Origin of the sequence: Superficieibacter sp. HKU1, assembly GCF_029319185.1 — a bacterium.
Lineage (GTDB): Bacteria > Pseudomonadota > Gammaproteobacteria > Enterobacterales > Enterobacteriaceae > Superficieibacter.
Map to the genome: position 1 here is coordinate 4,225,713 of NZ_CP119754.1, position 17,643 is coordinate 4,243,355.

General features: G+C 50.9%; 18 protein-coding genes. 4 read left to right on the forward strand and 14 right to left on the reverse strand.

The genetic code is table 11. The features are described from left to right. Positions 1-2 precede the first annotated feature (2 nt). From glmM to rlmE, 4 genes are all read right to left on the reverse strand, one after another. A complete protein-coding gene (glmM, locus tag P0H77_RS20120) occupies positions 3-1,340 on the reverse strand; it encodes a phosphoglucosamine mutase (protein WP_276158968.1) in 1,338 nt (445 codons plus the stop codon). Continuing rightward, the gene (folP, locus tag P0H77_RS20125) at positions 1,333-2,181 is read right to left on the reverse strand and encodes a dihydropteroate synthase (RefSeq protein WP_276158969.1); all 849 of its coding nucleotides are present in this window, start codon (positions 2,179-2,181) and stop codon (positions 1,333-1,335) included. Before folP ends, glmM begins: the two co-directional genes overlap by 8 nt. A 109-nt stretch (positions 2,182-2,290) precedes the next feature. Further along, positions 2,291-4,204, reverse strand: a complete 1,914-nt coding sequence (gene ftsH, locus P0H77_RS20130; protein ID WP_276158970.1) for an ATP-dependent zinc metalloprotease FtsH — start codon at positions 4,202-4,204, stop codon at positions 2,291-2,293. A gap of 102 nt (positions 4,205-4,306) precedes the next feature. Then, a complete protein-coding gene (rlmE, locus tag P0H77_RS20135; RefSeq protein ID WP_176918049.1) occupies positions 4,307-4,933 on the reverse strand; it encodes a 23S rRNA (uridine(2552)-2'-O)-methyltransferase RlmE in 627 nt (208 codons plus the stop codon). Positions 4,934-5,059: 126 nt separating this feature from the next. Between rlmE and yhbY the strand changes: the two genes are divergently transcribed. Continuing rightward, positions 5,060-5,353: a ribosome assembly RNA-binding protein YhbY gene (gene yhbY, locus P0H77_RS20140; RefSeq protein WP_103676718.1), complete on the forward strand. Its 294-nt coding sequence runs from the start codon at positions 5,060-5,062 to the stop codon at positions 5,351-5,353. 152 nt (positions 5,354-5,505) lie between these two features. On the opposite strand, the gene greA is transcribed toward yhbY, so the two are convergent. Further along, positions 5,506-5,982 carry a transcription elongation factor GreA gene (greA, locus tag P0H77_RS20145; RefSeq protein WP_276158971.1) on the reverse strand — a complete coding sequence of 159 codons (477 nt, stop codon included), beginning with the start codon at positions 5,980-5,982 and terminating at the stop codon, positions 5,506-5,508. Between the two features lie 237 nt (positions 5,983-6,219). On the opposite strand from greA, the gene dacB reads away from it, so the two are divergent. Beyond that, positions 6,220-7,653, forward strand: a complete 1,434-nt coding sequence (dacB, locus tag P0H77_RS20150) for a serine-type D-Ala-D-Ala carboxypeptidase (protein ID WP_276158972.1) — start codon at positions 6,220-6,222, stop codon at positions 7,651-7,653. Between the two features lie 98 nt (positions 7,654-7,751). On the opposite strand, the gene opgB is transcribed toward dacB, so the two are convergent. From opgB to rplU, 5 genes are all read right to left on the reverse strand, one after another. Continuing rightward, positions 7,752-9,974 carry a phosphatidylglycerol--membrane-oligosaccharide glycerophosphotransferase gene (opgB, locus tag P0H77_RS20155; protein ID WP_276158973.1) on the reverse strand — a complete coding sequence of 741 codons (2,223 nt, stop codon included), beginning with the start codon at positions 9,972-9,974 and terminating at the stop codon, positions 7,752-7,754. A 405-nt stretch (positions 9,975-10,379) separates the two neighbouring features. Continuing rightward, entirely contained in the window at positions 10,380-11,555 is a 1,176-nt protein-coding gene (gene cgtA / locus P0H77_RS20160) for an Obg family GTPase CgtA (protein ID WP_276158974.1), read from the reverse strand. Further along, a complete protein-coding gene (locus P0H77_RS20165; RefSeq protein WP_276158975.1) occupies positions 11,552-12,523 on the reverse strand; it encodes a DMT family transporter in 972 nt (323 codons plus the stop codon). The genes cgtA and P0H77_RS20165 overlap by 4 nt, the downstream gene beginning before the upstream one ends. Before the next feature lie 127 nt (positions 12,524-12,650). Then, positions 12,651-12,908 (reverse strand): 50S ribosomal protein L27, encoded by a 258-nt coding sequence (gene rpmA / locus P0H77_RS20170; RefSeq protein WP_000940593.1) that lies wholly within the window; start codon positions 12,906-12,908, stop codon positions 12,651-12,653. Between the two features lie 19 nt (positions 12,909-12,927). Then, on the reverse strand, positions 12,928-13,239 hold the full coding sequence (rplU, locus tag P0H77_RS20175) for a 50S ribosomal protein L21 (RefSeq protein ID WP_176918055.1): 312 nt from the start codon (positions 13,237-13,239) through the stop codon (positions 12,928-12,930). Positions 13,240-13,496: 257 nt separating this feature from the next. Here rplU and ispB point away from each other — a divergent pair, with 257 nt between their 5' ends. Further along, positions 13,497-14,468 (forward strand): octaprenyl diphosphate synthase, encoded by a 972-nt coding sequence (ispB, locus tag P0H77_RS20180; RefSeq protein ID WP_276158976.1) that lies wholly within the window; start codon positions 13,497-13,499, stop codon positions 14,466-14,468. 186 nt (positions 14,469-14,654) lie between these two features. Then, complete coding sequence (gene sfsB / locus P0H77_RS20185) at positions 14,655-14,930, forward strand: DNA-binding transcriptional regulator SfsB (protein WP_276165185.1); 276 nt, start codon at positions 14,655-14,657, stop codon at positions 14,928-14,930. Between the two features lie 42 nt (positions 14,931-14,972). On the opposite strand, the gene murA is transcribed toward sfsB, so the two are convergent. The 4 genes from murA to mlaC all read right to left on the reverse strand — a co-directional run bounded on the left by murA (position 14,973) and on the right by mlaC (position 17,636). Further along, positions 14,973-16,232 (reverse strand): UDP-N-acetylglucosamine 1-carboxyvinyltransferase, encoded by a 1,260-nt coding sequence (gene murA / locus P0H77_RS20190; RefSeq protein WP_276158977.1) that lies wholly within the window; start codon positions 16,230-16,232, stop codon positions 14,973-14,975. A gap of 96 nt (positions 16,233-16,328) precedes the next feature. Then, positions 16,329-16,583, reverse strand: a complete 255-nt coding sequence (ibaG, locus tag P0H77_RS20195) for a BolA family iron metabolism protein IbaG (protein ID WP_103676726.1) — start codon at positions 16,581-16,583, stop codon at positions 16,329-16,331. Positions 16,584-16,707: 124 nt separating this feature from the next. Next, positions 16,708-17,001 (reverse strand): lipid asymmetry maintenance protein MlaB, encoded by a 294-nt coding sequence (gene mlaB / locus P0H77_RS20200; protein WP_276158978.1) that lies wholly within the window; start codon positions 16,999-17,001, stop codon positions 16,708-16,710. After that, complete coding sequence (gene mlaC / locus P0H77_RS20205) at positions 17,001-17,636, reverse strand: phospholipid-binding protein MlaC (protein ID WP_276158979.1); 636 nt, start codon at positions 17,634-17,636, stop codon at positions 17,001-17,003. Before mlaC ends, mlaB begins: the two co-directional genes overlap by 1 nt. Positions 17,637-17,643: the final 7 nt, after the last annotated feature.

Sequence of the window (17,643 nt, forward strand, 5' to 3'; positions counted from 1 at the left end):
TGTCAGACAGCCTTCACCGCATCCGCAATGCGATGGGCAAACTCAGTCACCTGCGCTTCGTTCTCCCCTTCCACCATAACGCGAATGAGAGGTTCCGTACCCGATTTACGTAGCAGGACGCGTCCTCGATTGCCCAGCGCCGCCTCAACCTCCGCCAGCGCCGCTTTTACCGTCTCATGCTCAAGCGGATCGCTGGCACCCGCGGTAAAACGAACGTTCACCAGGATCTGCGGGAACATTTTCATGCCGCTACACAGATCGTGCAGGCTCATATGGTTACGCACCATCGCCGCCACAACCTGTAGCCCTGCCACAATGCCGTCACCGGTGGTGGTTTTATCCAGCAGGATCACGTGGCCGGAGTTTTCCGCGCCAATACGCCAGCCTTTTTCCTGCATTTTTTCCAGTACGTAGCGGTCGCCCACTTTCGCGCGGGTAAACGGAATGCCAAGCTGTTTAAGCGCCAGCTCCAGCCCCATATTGCTCATCAGCGTCCCGACGGCGCCGCCGCGAAGCTGGCCCTGACGCAGCGCTTCACGGGCGATGATATACATAATCTGGTCGCCATCAACGCGATTACCTTCATGGTCAACCATGATCACGCGGTCGCCGTCGCCATCAAAAGCGATACCGAGATGGGCCTTTTCCGCCAGCACGCGCGCTTGTAACGCGCGAACATCGGTGGCGCCCACTTTTTCGTTGATGTTCACGCCATCAGGCTCACATCCCATGGCGATCACTTTAGCGCCCAGTTCGCGGAAAACATTCGGCGCAATGTGATAAGTTGCGCCGTTGGCACAGTCGACGACAATTTTTAAATCATTGAGACTCAGTTCGTTCGGAAACGTCCCTTTGCAAAATTCGATATAGCGTCCGGCAGCATCTACAATGCGGCTGGCTTTACCCAGTTCAGCCGAGTCTACGCAGGTGATCTCTTTCTCCATTTCCGCTTCAATAGCTTCTTCGACGTCGTCCGGTAGTTTGGTGCCGTCGATGGAAAAAAATTTGATGCCGTTATCGTAATAAGGGTTATGCGATGCAGAGATAACAATACCGGCTTCAGCGCGGAAAGTGCGCGTCAGGTACGCGACGGCGGGCGTTGGCATGGGGCCGGTGAACGAGGCTGAGAGTCCTGCGGCGGCAAGCCCTGCCTCCAGCGCCGATTCCAGCATATAGCCAGAAATACGGGTGTCTTTACCGATAATAATTTTACGCGAACCGTGGCGCGCAAGCACTTTGCCCGCGGCCCAGCCGAGCTTAAGCACAAAATCAGGGGTGATTGGTGCGTCGCCTACACGGCCACGGATCCCATCGGTACCAAAATATTTACGTTCACTCATAACGTCTGTTTTCCTTAGCTGATAATGTCGCTTCCACCACACGCATCGCGTCAACGGTCTCTTTTACATCATGTACGCGGATAATTTGTGCCCCCTGCATTGCTGCAATCACCGCACAGGCCAGACTACCGCTCAGTCGCTCAGAAGGCCCAGTATTCAGGAGCTGGCCTACCATCGATTTACGCGACATACCGACCAATAGCGGCAGACCAAAATGATGCAGTTCAGATAAACGTGCAAGAAGAGTGTAATTGTGTGTGAGATTTTTACCGAAACCAAAGCCCGGGTCGAGCAACAATTTCTCTTTTGCGATCCCTGCGGCTTCACAGCGGGCAATGTGCTCCACAAAGTAGCGATTAACGTCAGCAAAAACATCCTCGTAATACGGCGCATTCTGCATTGTCTTTGGTTGACCCTGCATATGCATCAGACAAACCGGCAGACCGGTCTCTGCCGCCGCTTCAAGCGCCCCCGGCTCGCTCAGGGAGCGGATGTCATTAATAATGTGAGCGCCCACTCTCGCCGCTTCACGGATCACTTCTGGTTTGGAGGTATCTACTGAGATCCACACTTCGAAACGCTGCGCGAGAGCTTCTACCACCGGGATCACACGGGTGAGTTCTTCCTCGACGCTTACGTCCGCCGCGCCAGGCCGCGTTGACTCTCCGCCAACATCGATAATCGTGGCCCCGGCATTAATCATCAAATTGGCATGTTTAACTGCCTCCACCAGCGAATTATGCGTGCCGCCATCCGAGAAAGAGTCAGGCGTAACGTTAAGAATGCCCATCACATGAGGCCAGGCCAGATCGAGCGTCGAGCCTTGCGCAACGAGTTTCATGAAAACTCCTGTTATTGTTTGTCTGCTTGCTGAAAAGAAAAAGCCCCGGAGCAATGCTTCGGGGCTTTAGAGTACTACAGTGGGCGACTTATTTGTCGCCCGAATGCGCTTACATGGTATTACCCGGGTTCGGCGTACGGGGTTCATCTACCGGACGCGGCGCGCGAGGCGTACCATTATTATCAGAATTACTGGAGCTACCGGCATCTTCCCACCCGGCTGGCGGACGCACATCGCGGCGCGCCATCAGATCGTCAATCTGCGGTGCATCGATGGTCTCATATTTCATGAGCGCATCTTTCATCGAATGCAGGATGTCCATATTGTCATTCAGAAGACGGCGAGCACGGTCGTAATTACGTTCAATCAGCGACTTCACTTCCTGGTCGATGATACGTGCCGTTTCATCAGACATATGCTTCGCTTTCGCAACGCTACGGCCAAGGAATACTTCACCTTCTTCTTCTGCGTACAACAATGGACCCAGCTTCTCAGAGAAGCCCCACTGGGTAACCATGTTACGTGCCAGGTTGGTCGCGACTTTAATGTCGTTCGACGCACCGGTAGAAACATGTTCGACGCCGTAAATAATCTCTTCTGCCAGACGACCGCCATACAGCGTGGAGATCTGACTTTCCAGTTTCTGACGGCTGGCGCTGATAGCGTCGCCTTCCGGCAGGAAGAACGTCACGCCCAGCGCACGGCCGCGCGGAATAATCGTCACTTTATGCACCGGATCGTGTTCCGGTACCAGGCGACCAATAATGGCGTGACCTGCTTCGTGATACGCGGTGGATTCTTTCTGCGCTTCTGTCATCACCATGGAGCGACGTTCCGCACCCATCATGATTTTGTCTTTCGCTTTTTCGAACTCAACCATGGAAACGACACGCTTGTTACCGCGAGCAGCAAACAGTGCCGCTTCGTTCACCAGGTTTGCCAAATCCGCACCGGAGAAACCCGGCGTACCGCGCGCGATGATTGCCGCGTCGATATCGGGTGCCAGCGGCACGCGACGCATATGCACTTTCAGGATCTGCTCACGGCCACGAACATCTGGCAGCCCTACTACAACCTGACGGTCGAAACGGCCTGGACGCAGCAGCGCAGGGTCCAGTACGTCCGGACGGTTAGTCGCGGCGATAACAATGATACCTTCGTTACCTTCAAAGCCATCCATCTCAACCAGCATCTGGTTCAGCGTTTGTTCACGTTCATCGTGACCACCGCCCAGACCTGCGCCACGCTGGCGACCGACGGCGTCGATTTCATCGATGAAGATAATGCACGGGGCCGCTTTCTTGGCCTGTTCGAACATGTCACGCACACGGGATGCACCGACACCGACGAACATTTCCACGAAGTCAGAACCGGAAATGGTAAAGAACGGTACCTTCGCTTCACCCGCAATAGCTTTCGCCAGCAGGGTTTTACCGGTACCCGGAGGACCGACCATCAGGACGCCTTTCGGGATCTTACCGCCCAGTTTCTGGAAGCGGCTCGGCTCACGCAGGTATTCAACCAGCTCACCCACCTCTTCCTTCGCTTCGTCACAGCCCGCAACGTCAGCAAACGTGGTTTTGATCTGATCTTCCGTCAGCATGCGCGCTTTACTCTTACCGAACGACATGGCACCTTTGCCACCGCCGCCCTGCATCTGACGCATAAAGAAGATCCAGACCCCAATCAGCAGAAGCATCGGGAACCAGGAGATAAAGATAGAAGCCAGCAGGCTCGGCTCTTCAGGCGGTTCACCGACCACTTTCACATTTTTGGTCAGCAGGTTATCAAGCAGTTTAGGATCGTTAACCGGAATGTAGGTCGTATAACGGTTACTGTCTTTCTTGGTAACGTTGATTTCACGTCCGTTTATACGAGCTTCGCGAACCTGGTCCTGGTTGACCTCTTGCAGGAAGGTAGAGTAATCCACCTTATGTCCGTTAGACTCGCTGGGCCCAAAGCTCTGGAATACTGACATCAGCACAACGGCAATGACCAGCCAGAGAATTAGGTTTTTCGCCATGTCACTCAAGGGATTAACCTCTTATTACAACTGTGTTAAAAACAGCGTCAGGATACTCTATATCCAGCGTCTTTCAAACTTTCGCCTGAAATCAACCGGCTATTACTTTCGCCCGGTCGCTACAATGTACACTTCGCGTGAACGTGCTCGCGAAGAGTCCGGCTTACGAACTTTCACTTTCGTAAACAGAGAACGAATTTCCCGAAGATACTCATCGAAACCTTCGCCCTGAAATACCTTCACTACAAAACCGCCGCCTGGCGCTAAGACGTCACGACACATCTGTAACGCCAGTTCTACCAGATACATTGAGCGTGGGATATCTACTGCAGGTGTCCCGCTCATGTTTGGTGCCATATCGGACATGACTACCTGAACCTTTTCGTCACCGACACGTTCCAGTAACGCCTTCACTACAAGTTCATCACGAAAATCGCCCTGAAGGAAGTCCACACCAACGATAGGATCCATAGGTAAAAGATCGCAAGCAATGATGCGGCCTTTGCCACCAATTTGGGTGACCACATACTGTGACCAGCCTCCCGGGGCAGCACCGAGATCGACTACCGTCATTCCCGGCTTAAAAAGTTTGTCACTTTGCTGTATTTCATCAAGTTTAAACCAGGCACGGGAACGTAACCCCTTTTTCTGTGCCTGTTGAACATATTTATCGCTAAAGTGTTCATGAAGCCAGCGACTTGAGCTGGCAGAACGCTTTTTACCTGTCATTTAACATTCCCGTTGGGAGAGCTCATCGTAGCCTGAAGCGTAAATTTCTACGCTGCAATTTGGCGATATATGGGAGATGGCGGTAGAATGACCCGTTTTCAATCCCAACGTAAGTAAAAATATACGATGAATCTTAGTACTAAACAAAAACAGCACCTCAAAGGTCTGGCGCATCCGCTCAAGCCCGTCGTTCAGCTTGGCAACAATGGTTTGACCGAAGGGGTACTGGCCGAGATTGAACAAGCGTTAGAGCACCACGAACTGATTAAGGTGAAGATCGCATCGGAAGATCGCGAAACGAAAAACCTGATCGTGGACGCTATCGTGCGCGAAACCCGTGCCTGTAATGTACAGGTCATCGGTAAAACGCTGGTACTCTATCGCCCGACCGCAGAGCGTAAAATCTCGCTGCCTCGTTAATAGTATCCTGATTTAGGCACAATTTCTGTGTAAAACGAGGGATTTAACGGGTAGACGAGCAAAATGCCATGCTCTTCACGTTGATAAAAGGCCGCTATGCGGCCTTTTTCTTATCTTTACAATACGTCAACATACAGATGTTGATAGCGCGCTTAAAGATATTCTACGTTGAGAATTTCGAATTCGACTTCGCCGCCCGGCGTATGGATGACCACGACATCATCCTGCTCTTTGCCCACCAGACCACGAGCAATCGGCGAATTCACTGAAATCAGATTTTGCTTAAAATCAGCTTCGTCATCGCCTACGATTCGATAAGTCAGTTCTTCATCGCTATCGAGGTTCAGAACCGTCACCGTGGCGCCAAAGATCACCCGGCCATTGTTAGGAATTTTAGTAATATCGATAACCTGCGCATTAGACAGTTTAGCTTCGATATCTTTGATACGGCCTTCACAGAAGCCCTGTTGCTCACGCGCCGCGTGGTACTCTGCGTTCTCTTTCAAATCGCCGTGTTCACGCGCGTCGGCAATCGCCGCGATAATCTCAGGACGGCGGACAGACTTCAGGAAATCCAGTTCTTCGCGCAGTTTTTCTGCGCCTCGTAAGGTCATCGGAATAGCTTGCATTATTATACCTCTTCATCGTTCCTTCAGGAGACCGCAAACCGCCGTCTCCTCTTGCCCGGCCTCATGACTGCGGGGCAGAAGCAAAAGAAAACTGACCCGGAAACAAAGTTCCAGGTCAGCAGCAATTTTTCAATTTGATAGTCATTTTACCCTGAAGTTCACTATGGGTCATCGTTTACTTTGCAGGGTGTTGCACCGTAGTATGACGGCTTGTTTCCAGGTTGTTAGCGCGAGATTATGCGATTTTCCAGATTTATCATCGGATTGACTACCAGTATAGCGTTCTGCGTACAGGCGGCGAATGTCGAGGAGTATGTAAACCAGCTCCCGGCAGGTGCTAACCTGGCGCTTATGGTACAAAAAGTCGGCGCCTCGACGCCAGAGATTGACTACCACGGGCAACAGATGGCGTTACCGGCCAGTACCCAGAAAGTCATTACGGCGCTGGCAGCCCTGTTACAGCTTGGACCAGACTTCCGCTTTACCACTACGCTTGAAAGTAAGGGTAACGTAGATAACGGCGTATTGAAAGGTGACCTGATTGCCCGTTTCGGTGCAGATCCTACCTTAAAACGTCAGGATCTGCGCAATATGGTCGCTGTTCTGAAAAAGTCAGGCGTGCAGAAAATTGAGGGCAACGTCCTGATCGACACCTCAATTTTCGCCAGCCATGATAAAGCGCCAGGCTGGCCGTGGAACGATATGACCCAGTGCTTTAGCGCGCCACCCGCCGCCGCCATCGTCGATCGGAACTGCTTCTCCGTGTCACTTTACAGCGGTCAAAAAGCGGGTGATATGGCGTTTATTCGCGTCGCCTCGTTCTATCCGGTAACCATGTTCAGTCAGGTGCGCACCCTGGCGCGAGGCTCCGCTGACGCGCAGTATTGTGAGCTGGATGTCGTGCCCGGTGAGTTAAACCGCTTCACGCTGACCGGCTGTCTGCCGCAGCGTGCCGAGCCGTTACCGCTGGCGTTCGCGATTCAGGACGGCGCAAGTTATGCCGGAGCCATCCTCAGAGACGAACTAAAACAGGCCGGGATCACCTATAGCGGGAATTTGCTTCGCCAGACTCAGGTCAATGAACCGGGTACGGTAATTGCCAGTAAACAGTCGGCCCCGCTGCATGACCTGCTTAAGATTATGCTGAAAAAATCGGACAATATGATTGCGGATACGGTATTCCGCATGATCGGTCATTCGCGCTTCAATGTGCCAGGCACGTGGCGTGCAGGATCCGACGCGGTAAGGCAGATCCTGCGTCAGCAGGTGGGCGTCGATATTGGCAACACGATCATCGCCGACGGATCCGGACTGTCACGTCATAACCTGCTTGCCCCTGCCACCATGATCCAGGTTCTGCAATACATCGCCCAGCACGACACCGAGCTGAATTATATTTCGATGCTCCCGCTGGCAGGCTATGACGGATCGCTCCAGTATCGTGCCGGTCTGCATCAGGCAGGCGTCGACGGTAAGGTCTCGGCAAAAACGGGATCGTTGCAGGGGGTGTATAACCTGGCAGGCTTTATTACCACGGCCAGCGGACAACGTATGGCATTTGTGCAATATCTTTCAGGTTACGCGGTAGAACCGTCGGATCAGCGCAATCGTCGCATCCCGCTGGTACGGTTTGAAAGTCGGTTGTATAAGGATATTTACCAGAATAACTGATTATCAGCATGTTATTGAAGGCATGCAACCGGGACGCCAGCACATTGATTAAGGATAAATATGTTGGCTCCCGGCAATCTTCATTTTTTTAGCGATTTTTACAGCACTGGTACAATTTTTATCTCTATAAGTCCTACCCCTAACTTACGGACAGGAGAAACGCTAGACGATCCCAGTATGCTTCCCTCACGACTTAATTGCGGTTCTGGCGGAGTAATAGTCATTAAGCGTGTATACATATCACCGGTAAAATGAAGTGTAACTTTTGTAGGTTCGCTGCCAAAACTCGCATAGCGTGTCTGCTCGCCAATTTTTACTGCGATTGGTTTGTTCACATTATTACCAAACGCTTTAGCTTCAATCATCACATCAAATTCCTGGGGGAATGGATATCTATAAAGCAACAGGACCGAAGGTGCCATTAATCCATCTGACCAGCGCCCCCATGGCTCCTGCCTGCTTAATCCCATCATATTTTCAATAAAGTGAGGTTGCCCTTCAAGTGCAAGTTTAAATGAGTCAGATGTGTATCTAATATCTTCTGGCGCAACTTGCAGTTGCATTTGCTCCCTACGGTAACGTGCCGTGCTCGTAGGTTGACGATCGGTAGTAACGATTCCTTTATATATCTCACTATCGATTTTCTCGACGCTGACATTACCACCTGTCCGACCCTGAGTAACACACCAGTCTGTAGAAAGCGCAAGACTGGATTTCCAGATATTGCCAGCAAGGAAACACTTATCAACCCACAGGAATTGTGCCCCCTCAGGTAAATACGCCAATGCTGTACGTAGTGAACTTTTTTTACCTTCATCATCAACGACAGGAAAAACTTGATTCGGCTTAATTTCGAACACTACCGGTAAATTGTAAGAAAAGCCGTCAAAGGAGAATTTTTTCTTGCTAATATCAACAACAAAATGATCGATATGTTCAGGGTTCCCCCACAGAGCACGAATACTGTCACCCCATGCGTAAAGTTTACTCTGGAAATCGTTAATAGTTTCAAAGAGTGACTTTTCACTTAATGAACTTCGCCCTAAACCAATCGCGCGTGCCCCCCCCAATACTTCCAGAACGGTGGCACCATTATCAAGCGGGCTTCGCCCTTGGTTTTGAATAGCTGGTTTTATACCATCACCCAAAATGAAGAAAAGATCGCGACGGTTATGCTTATTCAAATAATCAACCGAGACAGCCATATTAGGCATGGCCAGATGATCGGAGGAAACTACGATGATGGTGTTTTTCGCCCAGGGCGATGACTGAATCCTGTTAACAAAACGTGCAATATCCTCCTGGCTACAGAGCACTGCGCTAAGCGCATCTACTTTATTGCCACCCATGCGATAGTCACTTTTTTTACAACCAGGAGAAATATAACCTTTTGGCGGATGCGTATCGAGAGTTAGAGTAAAGAGCGCAAAACGTTTACCAGAAGCCGCCAGCTCTTTATATTTATCCCAGGCTTTATCCAATACGATATTATCATAGAGGCCCCAATTGTTTTGAATTGAGAAATCATCCTGCATACCAGACTCAGCTAGTCCCCAAGTGTGACTAATTCCATGCGTTCTGAAAAATGCATCTTTATCTGCGAAACGTAGGTTTGCCCCCTGATAAAACCAGTTTTCATAACCCGATTTTTTTAAAATATCTCCAAGGCAAATAGCCGTTGGATAAAAGCTACTCACCACATTGGTATCGCTAAAAGCCGTAGGTTTAAATAATGGTATACCGCATTGAGAAGCGACAATTCCAGCAATCGTAAAATCTGTGGCAGGCATTTGTTGTGTATTTGAATAATCCAGACTACTTTTTCTTATAGCATTTAAATCGGGAAGCAAATTAGGGAAAATCGTTTCATCAAAGTATGTTCTTTCCAGACTCTCCCCATATATATACACTAAATTATATTTAGGATTATCAATAATGGACTCTTGTTTAACATAGAATTTGTTGAAATCAGAACCATCTATCTTTTTTAATGACAGGGTGCTACCACTGATCTGTGGAATAGTTGGCGAGGTGAGCACGGAAATCACAACGAGTAAACAGGCAAGCAGAGAGTACAGACTATGTCGTTTTCGTATCGGAAGCTTGTAACAAAGCAGAAAGTAAAGCAGAACAAAAACAGCCCCACTACCAATGACTGCCAGCGTTATGGGCATAACAAAGTCACTGAAATCAGCACCTTCCAGTGAGTTACCTAATGTATAAAGTACTGACTGATTAACGCCGTCGCCTGTGAATCGCTGACATACGATCCAAAACGAATTTAAGAGAACGGTCAAAGCAGCTGCTAAAAAAACAAGCATAATAAAACAATAGTCCGTTTAGCCTTGTAACGTAACACGATAACAGACAATACCAGACAGAGAAAAGAGAAACTGAGTAAATAAAAAGACATTATTCTTTCTTCCTTAAAAATATCCGACGTATTGCTTACGTCTGGACAAGAAAGAAATTTTACTGCTAAATATCAACGTATCATACTATGAAAAAATTTTTTAGGATTTTATTAATAAATAGCGGTTATGTCACTCTTGTATTTATTCAAATCAATAATAATTAATCAAATCCAATGCATTACGTGAATGATTTATAAAATACACCTCAATAAAGTGACGCTATTTTTATTACTACCAGCAGCTGAGAATTATAAGCTATTTAACTGCCCTTCCCATAAGCAGATTTACAGGAAGGGTTTAAAGCATTAATAATTAACGCTTATAAATGAACTCAACGCCTTCTTCGTCGTCTTCGTCCCAGTCGTCATCCCACTCTTCGTCATCGTCCTCAACAGCGGCTTCTTCAAGCTGCTGGCGGTGGTAGTCATCCCACATGAACTCGACTTTTTCCGGCTGCTTCTCTTCCTGCGCCTGTGTAACTGGATTTTCGATGATAAAGGTCATTACATCCCAGCAGAGATCTTTTACGCCGGTCTGGCTGGCAGCAGAAATAAGATAGAATTTATCATCCCAGCCCAGCGCCTCGGCGATTGCTTTCGCTTTCTCTTCGGCTTCCGCTTTATCCATCAGGTCAATTTTGTTAAATACCAGCCAGCGCGGTTTAGAGGCCAGGCTCTCGCTGTATTTCTCCAGCTCGCCGATAATGATGCGGGCATTCTCTACCGGATCGGAACCGTCAATCGGATCGATATCAATGAGGTGCAGCAATACGCGGCAACGCTCAAGATGCTTCAGGAAGCGAATACCCAGACCGGCACCTTCCGCTGCGCCTTCAATAAGCCCTGGAATGTCAGCCACCACGAAGCTTTTTTCAGTATCCATTCGGACCACACCAAGGCTCGGTACCAGCGTGGTAAACGGATAGTCTGCGACTTTCGGCTTCGCTGCGGATACCGCGCGGATGAAGGTCGATTTACCGGCGTTCGGCATACCCAGCATGCCCACATCCGCCAGCAGCATCAATTCGAGCTGCAAATCACGCTTGTCGCCCGGTGTCCCCATCGTTTTCTGACGTGGCGTACGGTTGACCGAGGATTTAAAACGGGTATTACCGAGACCGTGCCAGCCGCCTTTGGCGACCATCAGACGCTGACCATGTTGGGTCATGTCGCCCATCGTCTCGCCGGTGCCCTGATCGATAACGCGCGTACCAACCGGCACTTTAATCGAGACGTCTTTGCCTCGTTTACCGGTACAGTCGCGGCTCTGACCATTCTCGCCACGCTCAGCGCGAAAAGACTTTTCAAAACGATAGTCAATCAGCGTGTTAAGGTTTTCGTCCGCTTCCAGCCAGACATCGCCACCGTCACCGCCGTCACCACCGTCCGGGCCACCTTTAGGAATATATTTTTCGCGGCGGAAGCTTACGCAACCATTGCCGCCGTCACCTGCAACTACCAGGATGGATGCTTCATCAACAAACTTCATTTTACTCTCCGTAAATCATTCGCCTGAGCGGGATAATCACGCTTACGCCACCGCCCCCATAGACGATGACCAATGGCGGAATACATCGCGCCCGCAACCACGACAAACGCACCGAGATAACCTAAAAGGTTTAACATCGGTCTGGCGAAGAAATCGGGCCAGGCCAGTGATAATAAATCTGAAAATAACAGGGTAAATAACGGCGTCAGGGTAATCAATGCGCTAACCTGTGCCGCCTGCCAGCGCGCCATGGCTTCTGCCAGCGCACCATAGCCGACCAGCGTGTTAAGCCCGCAGAAGAGCAGACACAGCAGTTGCCAGTGGCTTAATTGCGTTATCACTCCAGGCCTCGCCAACGGCAATAGCACCATTGTACACAAAATGTACAACAAAAGCAGGATCTGCGGTGATGCCAGCCGACGTAATAACACTTTCTGCGCCACGCCATAAGTGACCCATACTGAGGCCGCTGCCACGCCGAAAATCACGCCCCAGGTGTAGTCCGTCAGGCGGGTAAAGATTTCTACCAGGCTGGTATTAAAAAACATGCCCAGTCCGCTTAGCAGCATAATTGCGCCAAAAACCTGCGTGCCGCGCATTTTCTCTTTCAGGACCACCACGCTGGCGACCATCATGCCGACGGGAGAAAGCTGGCCGATCACCTGTGAAGCCGTCGGACTTAAATATTGCAGGGAAGAACTGAACAGGATGAAATTGCCCGCCAATCCGCAGGTCGCGATAATCAGCAGTAGCAGCCAGCGTGGTTTACGGAATAACTGCACCGAAGGCAATCTTCCCTTACTGGCCAGAATGATGCCCAGCCCTATTGCCGCCATCAAAAAGCGATAGAACACCACGGTGGGCGGCTCCATCACTTCCAGCACCTGCTTCATTGCTATCGGTAACGCTCCCCAACACATGGCTGTGGTGAGCGCCAGAACAATACCAATGCCTGCCTGTTGCTTCATGCCCGTTTTCCCTGCAATGGCTCGTTATCCGTCGATGCGGCTTTACGAGCATATTTACCGGCCGTCGAATGTAAAAAGCCCCGCAACACGTTGCGGGGCTTTAATCCGTTACCGGACCACGAGAAACTTACTCAGCAACGATGCTGATGTATTTACGGTTTTTCGGGCCTTTAACTTCGAATTTCACTTTACCGTCAGCTTTAGCAAACAGGGTGTGGTCACGGCCGCAACCAACGTTGGTGCCAGCGTGGAATTTAGTACCACGTTGACGAACGATGATGCTACCTGCCAGAACTGCTTCGCCGCCGAAGCGTTTTACGCCCAGACGTTTAGCTTCTGAATCGCGACCGTTACGAGTCGAGCCGCCAGCCTTTTTATGTGCCATTTAAATCTCTCCTCAGGTCTTAGGCGCTGATGCCAGTAATTTTCACATCAGTGAACCACTGACGATGGCCCTGCTGCTTACGATAGTGTTTACGACGACGAAACTTAACGATTTTAACTTTCTCGCCACGACCGTGAGCAACAACTTCAGCTTTGATTACGCCGCCATCAACGAAAGGAACGCCGATTTTGACATCTTCACCGTTTGCGATCATCAGAACTTCAGCGAACTCAACAGCTTCGCCAGTTGCGATGTCCAGCTTTTCCAGGCGAATGGTTTGACCTTCGCTTACTCGGTGTTGTTTACCACCACTTTGGAAAACCGCGTACATAAAAAACTCCGCTTTCGCGCACATCTTTGTGTGATGCAGAGTGCGCTATAAATATTCACAATAGGGCGCGAATATTACGCAAAACGCGAGCCTTTGACAAGTACGATCATCACTCCATGCAGAAAAAAAACACAACAATCACTACAACCTTTATCTGGCGCATTTTTACAGTACAATCCACACTACTATTCCATCATTAAACCTTTGTTATCCCATTTTGACATGTGGTAAACAGGACATTAAGCCCGGCTTTTGCGATGAATTTAGTTAAAATCAATGAGTTAACCGCGCAGGATATGGCGGGTGTCAATGCGACCATTCTTGAGCAGCTCACCTCAGATGTACTGCTGATTAACCAGTTGGGACATTACATCGTCAGCGGCGGTGGAAAACGCATCCGTCCGATGATTGCTGTCCTGGCCGCACGAGCCGTGGGCTATCAGGGCAATGCCCACATCACGGTCGCGGCATTAATCGAGTTTATCCACACCGCGACCCTGCTTCATGATGATGTGGTGGATGAATCCGACATGCGCCGGGGCAAAGCGACGGCCAATGCCGCGTTTGGTAACGCTGCCAGCGTCCTGGTCGGTGATTTTATCTATACCCGCGCCTTCCAGATGATGACCCGCCTCGGCTCTCTCAAAGTGCTGGATATCATGTCCGAAGCGGTTAACGTTATCGCTGAAGGTGAAGTGCTGCAATTAATGAACGTCAACGATCCGGACATCACCGAAGAAAATTACATGCGTGTGATATACAGCAAAACCGCCCGCCTGTTCGAAGCGGCATCGCAATGCTCCGGTATTCTGGCAGGTTGCACGCCGGAAGAAGAGCGTGCATTGCAGGACTATGGCCGCTATCTCGGAACGGCCTTCCAGTTGATTGACGATCTGCTGGATTACAGCGCGGATGGCGAGACGCTGGGGAAAAACGTTGGCGACGATCTCAACGAAGGTAAACCTACCCTACCGCTTCTGCACGCCATGCAACATGGTAATGCCGAGCAGGCAGCGATGATCCGTTCCGCCATCGAACAGGGCAACGGTCGTCATCTACTTGAGCCAGTGCTGGAAACCATGGCGGCCTGTGGATCGCTGAAGTGGACCCGGCAGCGTGCGGAAGAAGAAGCGGATAAGGCGATTACCGCTCTCCACGTTATTCCTGACAATCCATGGCGTGAAGCGCTTATTGCCCTGGCGCACATGGCTGTTCAACGCGACCATTAATCTCTCCCGCGCAGAAGCGCGGGAAAATTCCAATAAACACTTAAAACCCCTAATACCCGCCAGAAATCTAAATATATTCTGAATTAAACATTGTTTACTCGAACTTTTTAGAACTTTATCTTACCTGAAGTTATAGTAGCCCTGTCGCTGATCGTGTTGATGCTCAGACGGCATTTACAGGGAGATATTATGGAGAAGTTCATTGACTGGCATCCGGCAGACATCATCGCCGGACTGCACAAAAAAGGGACATCAATGGCGGCGGTATCGCGCGAAAATGGGTTAAGTTCTTCCACGCTTGCCAATACGCTGGCGAGGCCATGGCCGAAGGGAGAGTTGCTTATTGCTAAAGCTTTGGGCACAGAGCCGTGGGTAGTATGGCCTTCCCGCTATCACGATCCCGTTACGCACGCATTTATCGACAGAACCACCCTGATGCGTCGACCAAGGCGCAAAAAGTAATCTTGCCGCAGCCCCCACAGGGGCTGCGCAGGATAGTGCGAACTACTCGCCCTTCACTCGTTCAATCTTCGCGCCCAGCGCGCGCAGTTTGTCTTCAATGCACTCATAGCCACGATCGATATGATAAATACGATCGACAACCGTTGTGCCTTCAGCAATACAACCTGCCAGTACCAGACTTGCTGACGCGCGAAGATCGGTTGCCATCACCTGCGCACCGGAAAGCTGCGCCACGCCATGACAAATAGCGGTATTACTCTCGATTTCCGCCCGCGCGCCCATACGAATCAGTTCCGGAATGTGCATGAAGCGGTTTTCGAAGACCGTTTCGGTGATCACCCCCGTACCTTCGGCCACCAGGTTCAGCAGCGTAAACTGTGCCTGCATATCAGTCGGGAAACCCGGATGAGGCGCGGTACGCACGTTAACACCCTTCGGGCGCTGACCGTGCATGTCCAGGCTAATCCAGTCTTCACCGGTTTTGATGTCCGCACCTGCTTCACGCAGTTTCGCCAGCACTGCATCCAGCGTTGCTGGTTGCGCGCCGCGGCAAACAATTTTGCCGCCGGAAATCGCCGCCGCCACCAGGAACGTCCCGGTTTCGATACGGTCCGGGAGAACGCGGTACACGCCGCCACCGAGACGAGCGACGCCTTCGATGGTGATCCGATCGGTGCCCTGGCCCGTAATTTTCGCGCCCAGGGTGTTGAGGAAATTAGCGGTATCAACAATTTCCGGCTCGCGCGCAGCGTTTTCAATTACCGTCGTGCCTTCTGCCAGGGTAGCCGCCGACATAATGGTCACGGTCGCGCCGACGCTCACTTTGTCCATAACAATGTGCGCGCCTTGCAGACGACCCTCAACGGAAGCCTTCACATAGCCTTCTTCCAGTTTGATGGTTGCGCCCAGCTGCTCCAGGCCGGTAATGTGCAAATCGACCGGACGTGCCCCGATGGTACAGCCGCCTGGCAAAGAAACCTGACCCTGACCAAAACGCGCCACCAGCGGCCCCAGCGCCCAGATGGAAGCGCGCATGGTTTTCACCAGATCGTACGGTGCACAGAATACATTGACGTCACCTGCATCAATATGCACGGAGCCGTTACGCTCCACTTTAGCTCCCAGCTGGCTGAGCAGCTTCATTGAGGTGTCGACGTCTTTCAGCTTCGGTACGTTCTGGATCTCAACCGGATCTTCCGCCAGCAATGCGGCAAAAAGGATCGGCAGCGCCGCGTTTTTGGCACCGGAAATGGTGACCTCGCCCTGAAGCCGGGTAGGCCCCTGAACTCGAAATTTATCCATTAATCGTGTCTCTTTTAAATTCGTTGATAAGGCTGGTAACACCGCTATGCTTTTTGCCGGGTGGCGCTGCACTTACCCGGCCTACTCGCCCATAGCTTAAAAACCGTTTAGTTTACGATCGCGCGCCCATTCCTGCGGCGTATACGCTTTGATCGACAGCGCATGGATACGGTTATCCGCAATATATTCCATCAGCGGCGCGTAAATCGTCTGTTGCTTCTTAACCCGGCTCATGCCGTCAAAAAGCTCGCCCACAGCAATCACCTGAAAGTGGCTGCCATCGCCGGAAACGTGGACTTCTGTAAGAGAGAGTGCGTTCATCAGCACGGTCTGAATTTCATGATTTTCCATGGGCTCTAGTATCATCTGGTAGTAAAACAGCCCAACATCTTAGAGCAAAGTGGCGCTGTCTTAAATAGCAAAAAGCCTCGCGAGTAAAACTGGCGAGGCTATCGGATTTAACGGACTGATAATGCTAACGAGGAAGAACATCGGCTGGCAGATTATAAAGCTGTGCCAGGGTGTAAACCTTCTCGTTAACGCCGTCGAGTGAAACGGTGTTGCCCTGATGTTTTGCCAGAGCAACCAGGTGGATGAGTAGCGCAAGTCCACCGGTATCGACGCGGGAAATCTGGCTCAGGTCGATGCGCGTAACGCCCCGCATCGCCTCCTCGCGCGCTTCCCATAACGGATTAAGCACGTCCTGATCCAGTTCACCCGCTAACGCCAGCCTGTCACCTTCCCGTGTCCAGCTGAGTACCTGCGTCATTATTTCTTCTCATCCAGGGTAATTTTCTGGCGAGAAATCGACTGAAGCTGGGCAGTCAGACCATCAATACCTTTGGTGCGCAGCAGATCGCTCCATTCATTCTGTTTGGTGGTAATCATGCTCACACCTTCAGCAATCATGTCATACGCCTGCCAGTTACCGGTCTGGGAGTTTTTACGCCACTGGAAATCCAGACGTACCGGCGGACGGCCATTCGGATCGACGATGGTCACGCGGATAGGCACGATTGTCGCATCGCCCAGCGGCTTTTCCGGCGCGATCTGATAAGACTGGCCGTGATACATCGCCAGCGCCTGACCGTAAGCCTGTTTCAGGTATTCACGGAACGCGGCAAAATAAGCCTCACGCTGCGCAGGCGTCGCGTCTTTGTAATAGCGGCCCAGCACCAGCGCACCGGCATATTTTACCTGCACATAAGGCAGCAGTTCCTGATCGACGACATCGCGCAGGTAATCCGGGTTCGAGCGGATTTTAGGCTGCTCATTTTTCAGGCGGTCAAAAGTTTTCTTCGCGGCCTGGTCCATCAGCTTATAAGGATTAGACTGATCGGCGGCGGTAGCGGCCGTCAGAGGTGCAATTACCAGCATTGCGACCATGAGTAAACGTTTGAACATATCGTGT

Coding starts and splice junctions, on each gene's coding strand:
- mlaB (WP_276158978.1), bottom strand. CDS start 17,001: ATGACGCAGGTACTCAGCTGGACACGGGAAGGTGACAGGCTGGCGTTA.
- opgB (WP_276158973.1), bottom strand. CDS start 9,974: ATGCTTGTTTTTTTAGCAGCTGCTTTGACCGTTCTCTTAAATTCGTTT.
- ftsH (WP_276158970.1), bottom strand. CDS start 4,204: ATGGCGAAAAACCTAATTCTCTGGCTGGTCATTGCCGTTGTGCTGATG.
- cgtA (WP_276158974.1), bottom strand. CDS start 11,555: ATGAAGTTTGTTGATGAAGCATCCATCCTGGTAGTTGCAGGTGACGGC.
- rlmE (WP_176918049.1), bottom strand. CDS start 4,933: ATGACAGGTAAAAAGCGTTCTGCCAGCTCAAGTCGCTGGCTTCATGAA.
- folP (WP_276158969.1), bottom strand. CDS start 2,181: ATGAAACTCGTTGCGCAAGGCTCGACGCTCGATCTGGCCTGGCCTCAT.
- ibaG (WP_103676726.1), bottom strand. CDS start 16,583: ATGGAAAATCATGAAATTCAGACCGTGCTGATGAACGCACTCTCTCTT.
- greA (WP_276158971.1), bottom strand. CDS start 5,982: ATGCAAGCTATTCCGATGACCTTACGAGGCGCAGAAAAACTGCGCGAA.
- glmM (WP_276158968.1), bottom strand. CDS start 1,340: ATGAGTGAACGTAAATATTTTGGTACCGATGGGATCCGTGGCCGTGTA.
- mlaC (WP_276158979.1), bottom strand. CDS start 17,636: ATGTTCAAACGTTTACTCATGGTCGCAATGCTGGTAATTGCACCTCTG.
- dacB (WP_276158972.1), top strand. CDS start 6,220: ATGCGATTTTCCAGATTTATCATCGGATTGACTACCAGTATAGCGTTC.
- murA (WP_276158977.1), bottom strand. CDS start 16,232: ATGGATAAATTTCGAGTTCAGGGGCCTACCCGGCTTCAGGGCGAGGTC.
- rplU (WP_176918055.1), bottom strand. CDS start 13,239: ATGTACGCGGTTTTCCAAAGTGGTGGTAAACAACACCGAGTAAGCGAA.
- yhbY (WP_103676718.1), top strand. CDS start 5,060: ATGAATCTTAGTACTAAACAAAAACAGCACCTCAAAGGTCTGGCGCAT.
- P0H77_RS20165 (WP_276158975.1), bottom strand. CDS start 12,523: ATGAAGCAACAGGCAGGCATTGGTATTGTTCTGGCGCTCACCACAGCC.
- rpmA (WP_000940593.1), bottom strand. CDS start 12,908: ATGGCACATAAAAAGGCTGGCGGCTCGACTCGTAACGGTCGCGATTCA.
- ispB (WP_276158976.1), top strand. CDS start 13,497: ATGAATTTAGTTAAAATCAATGAGTTAACCGCGCAGGATATGGCGGGT.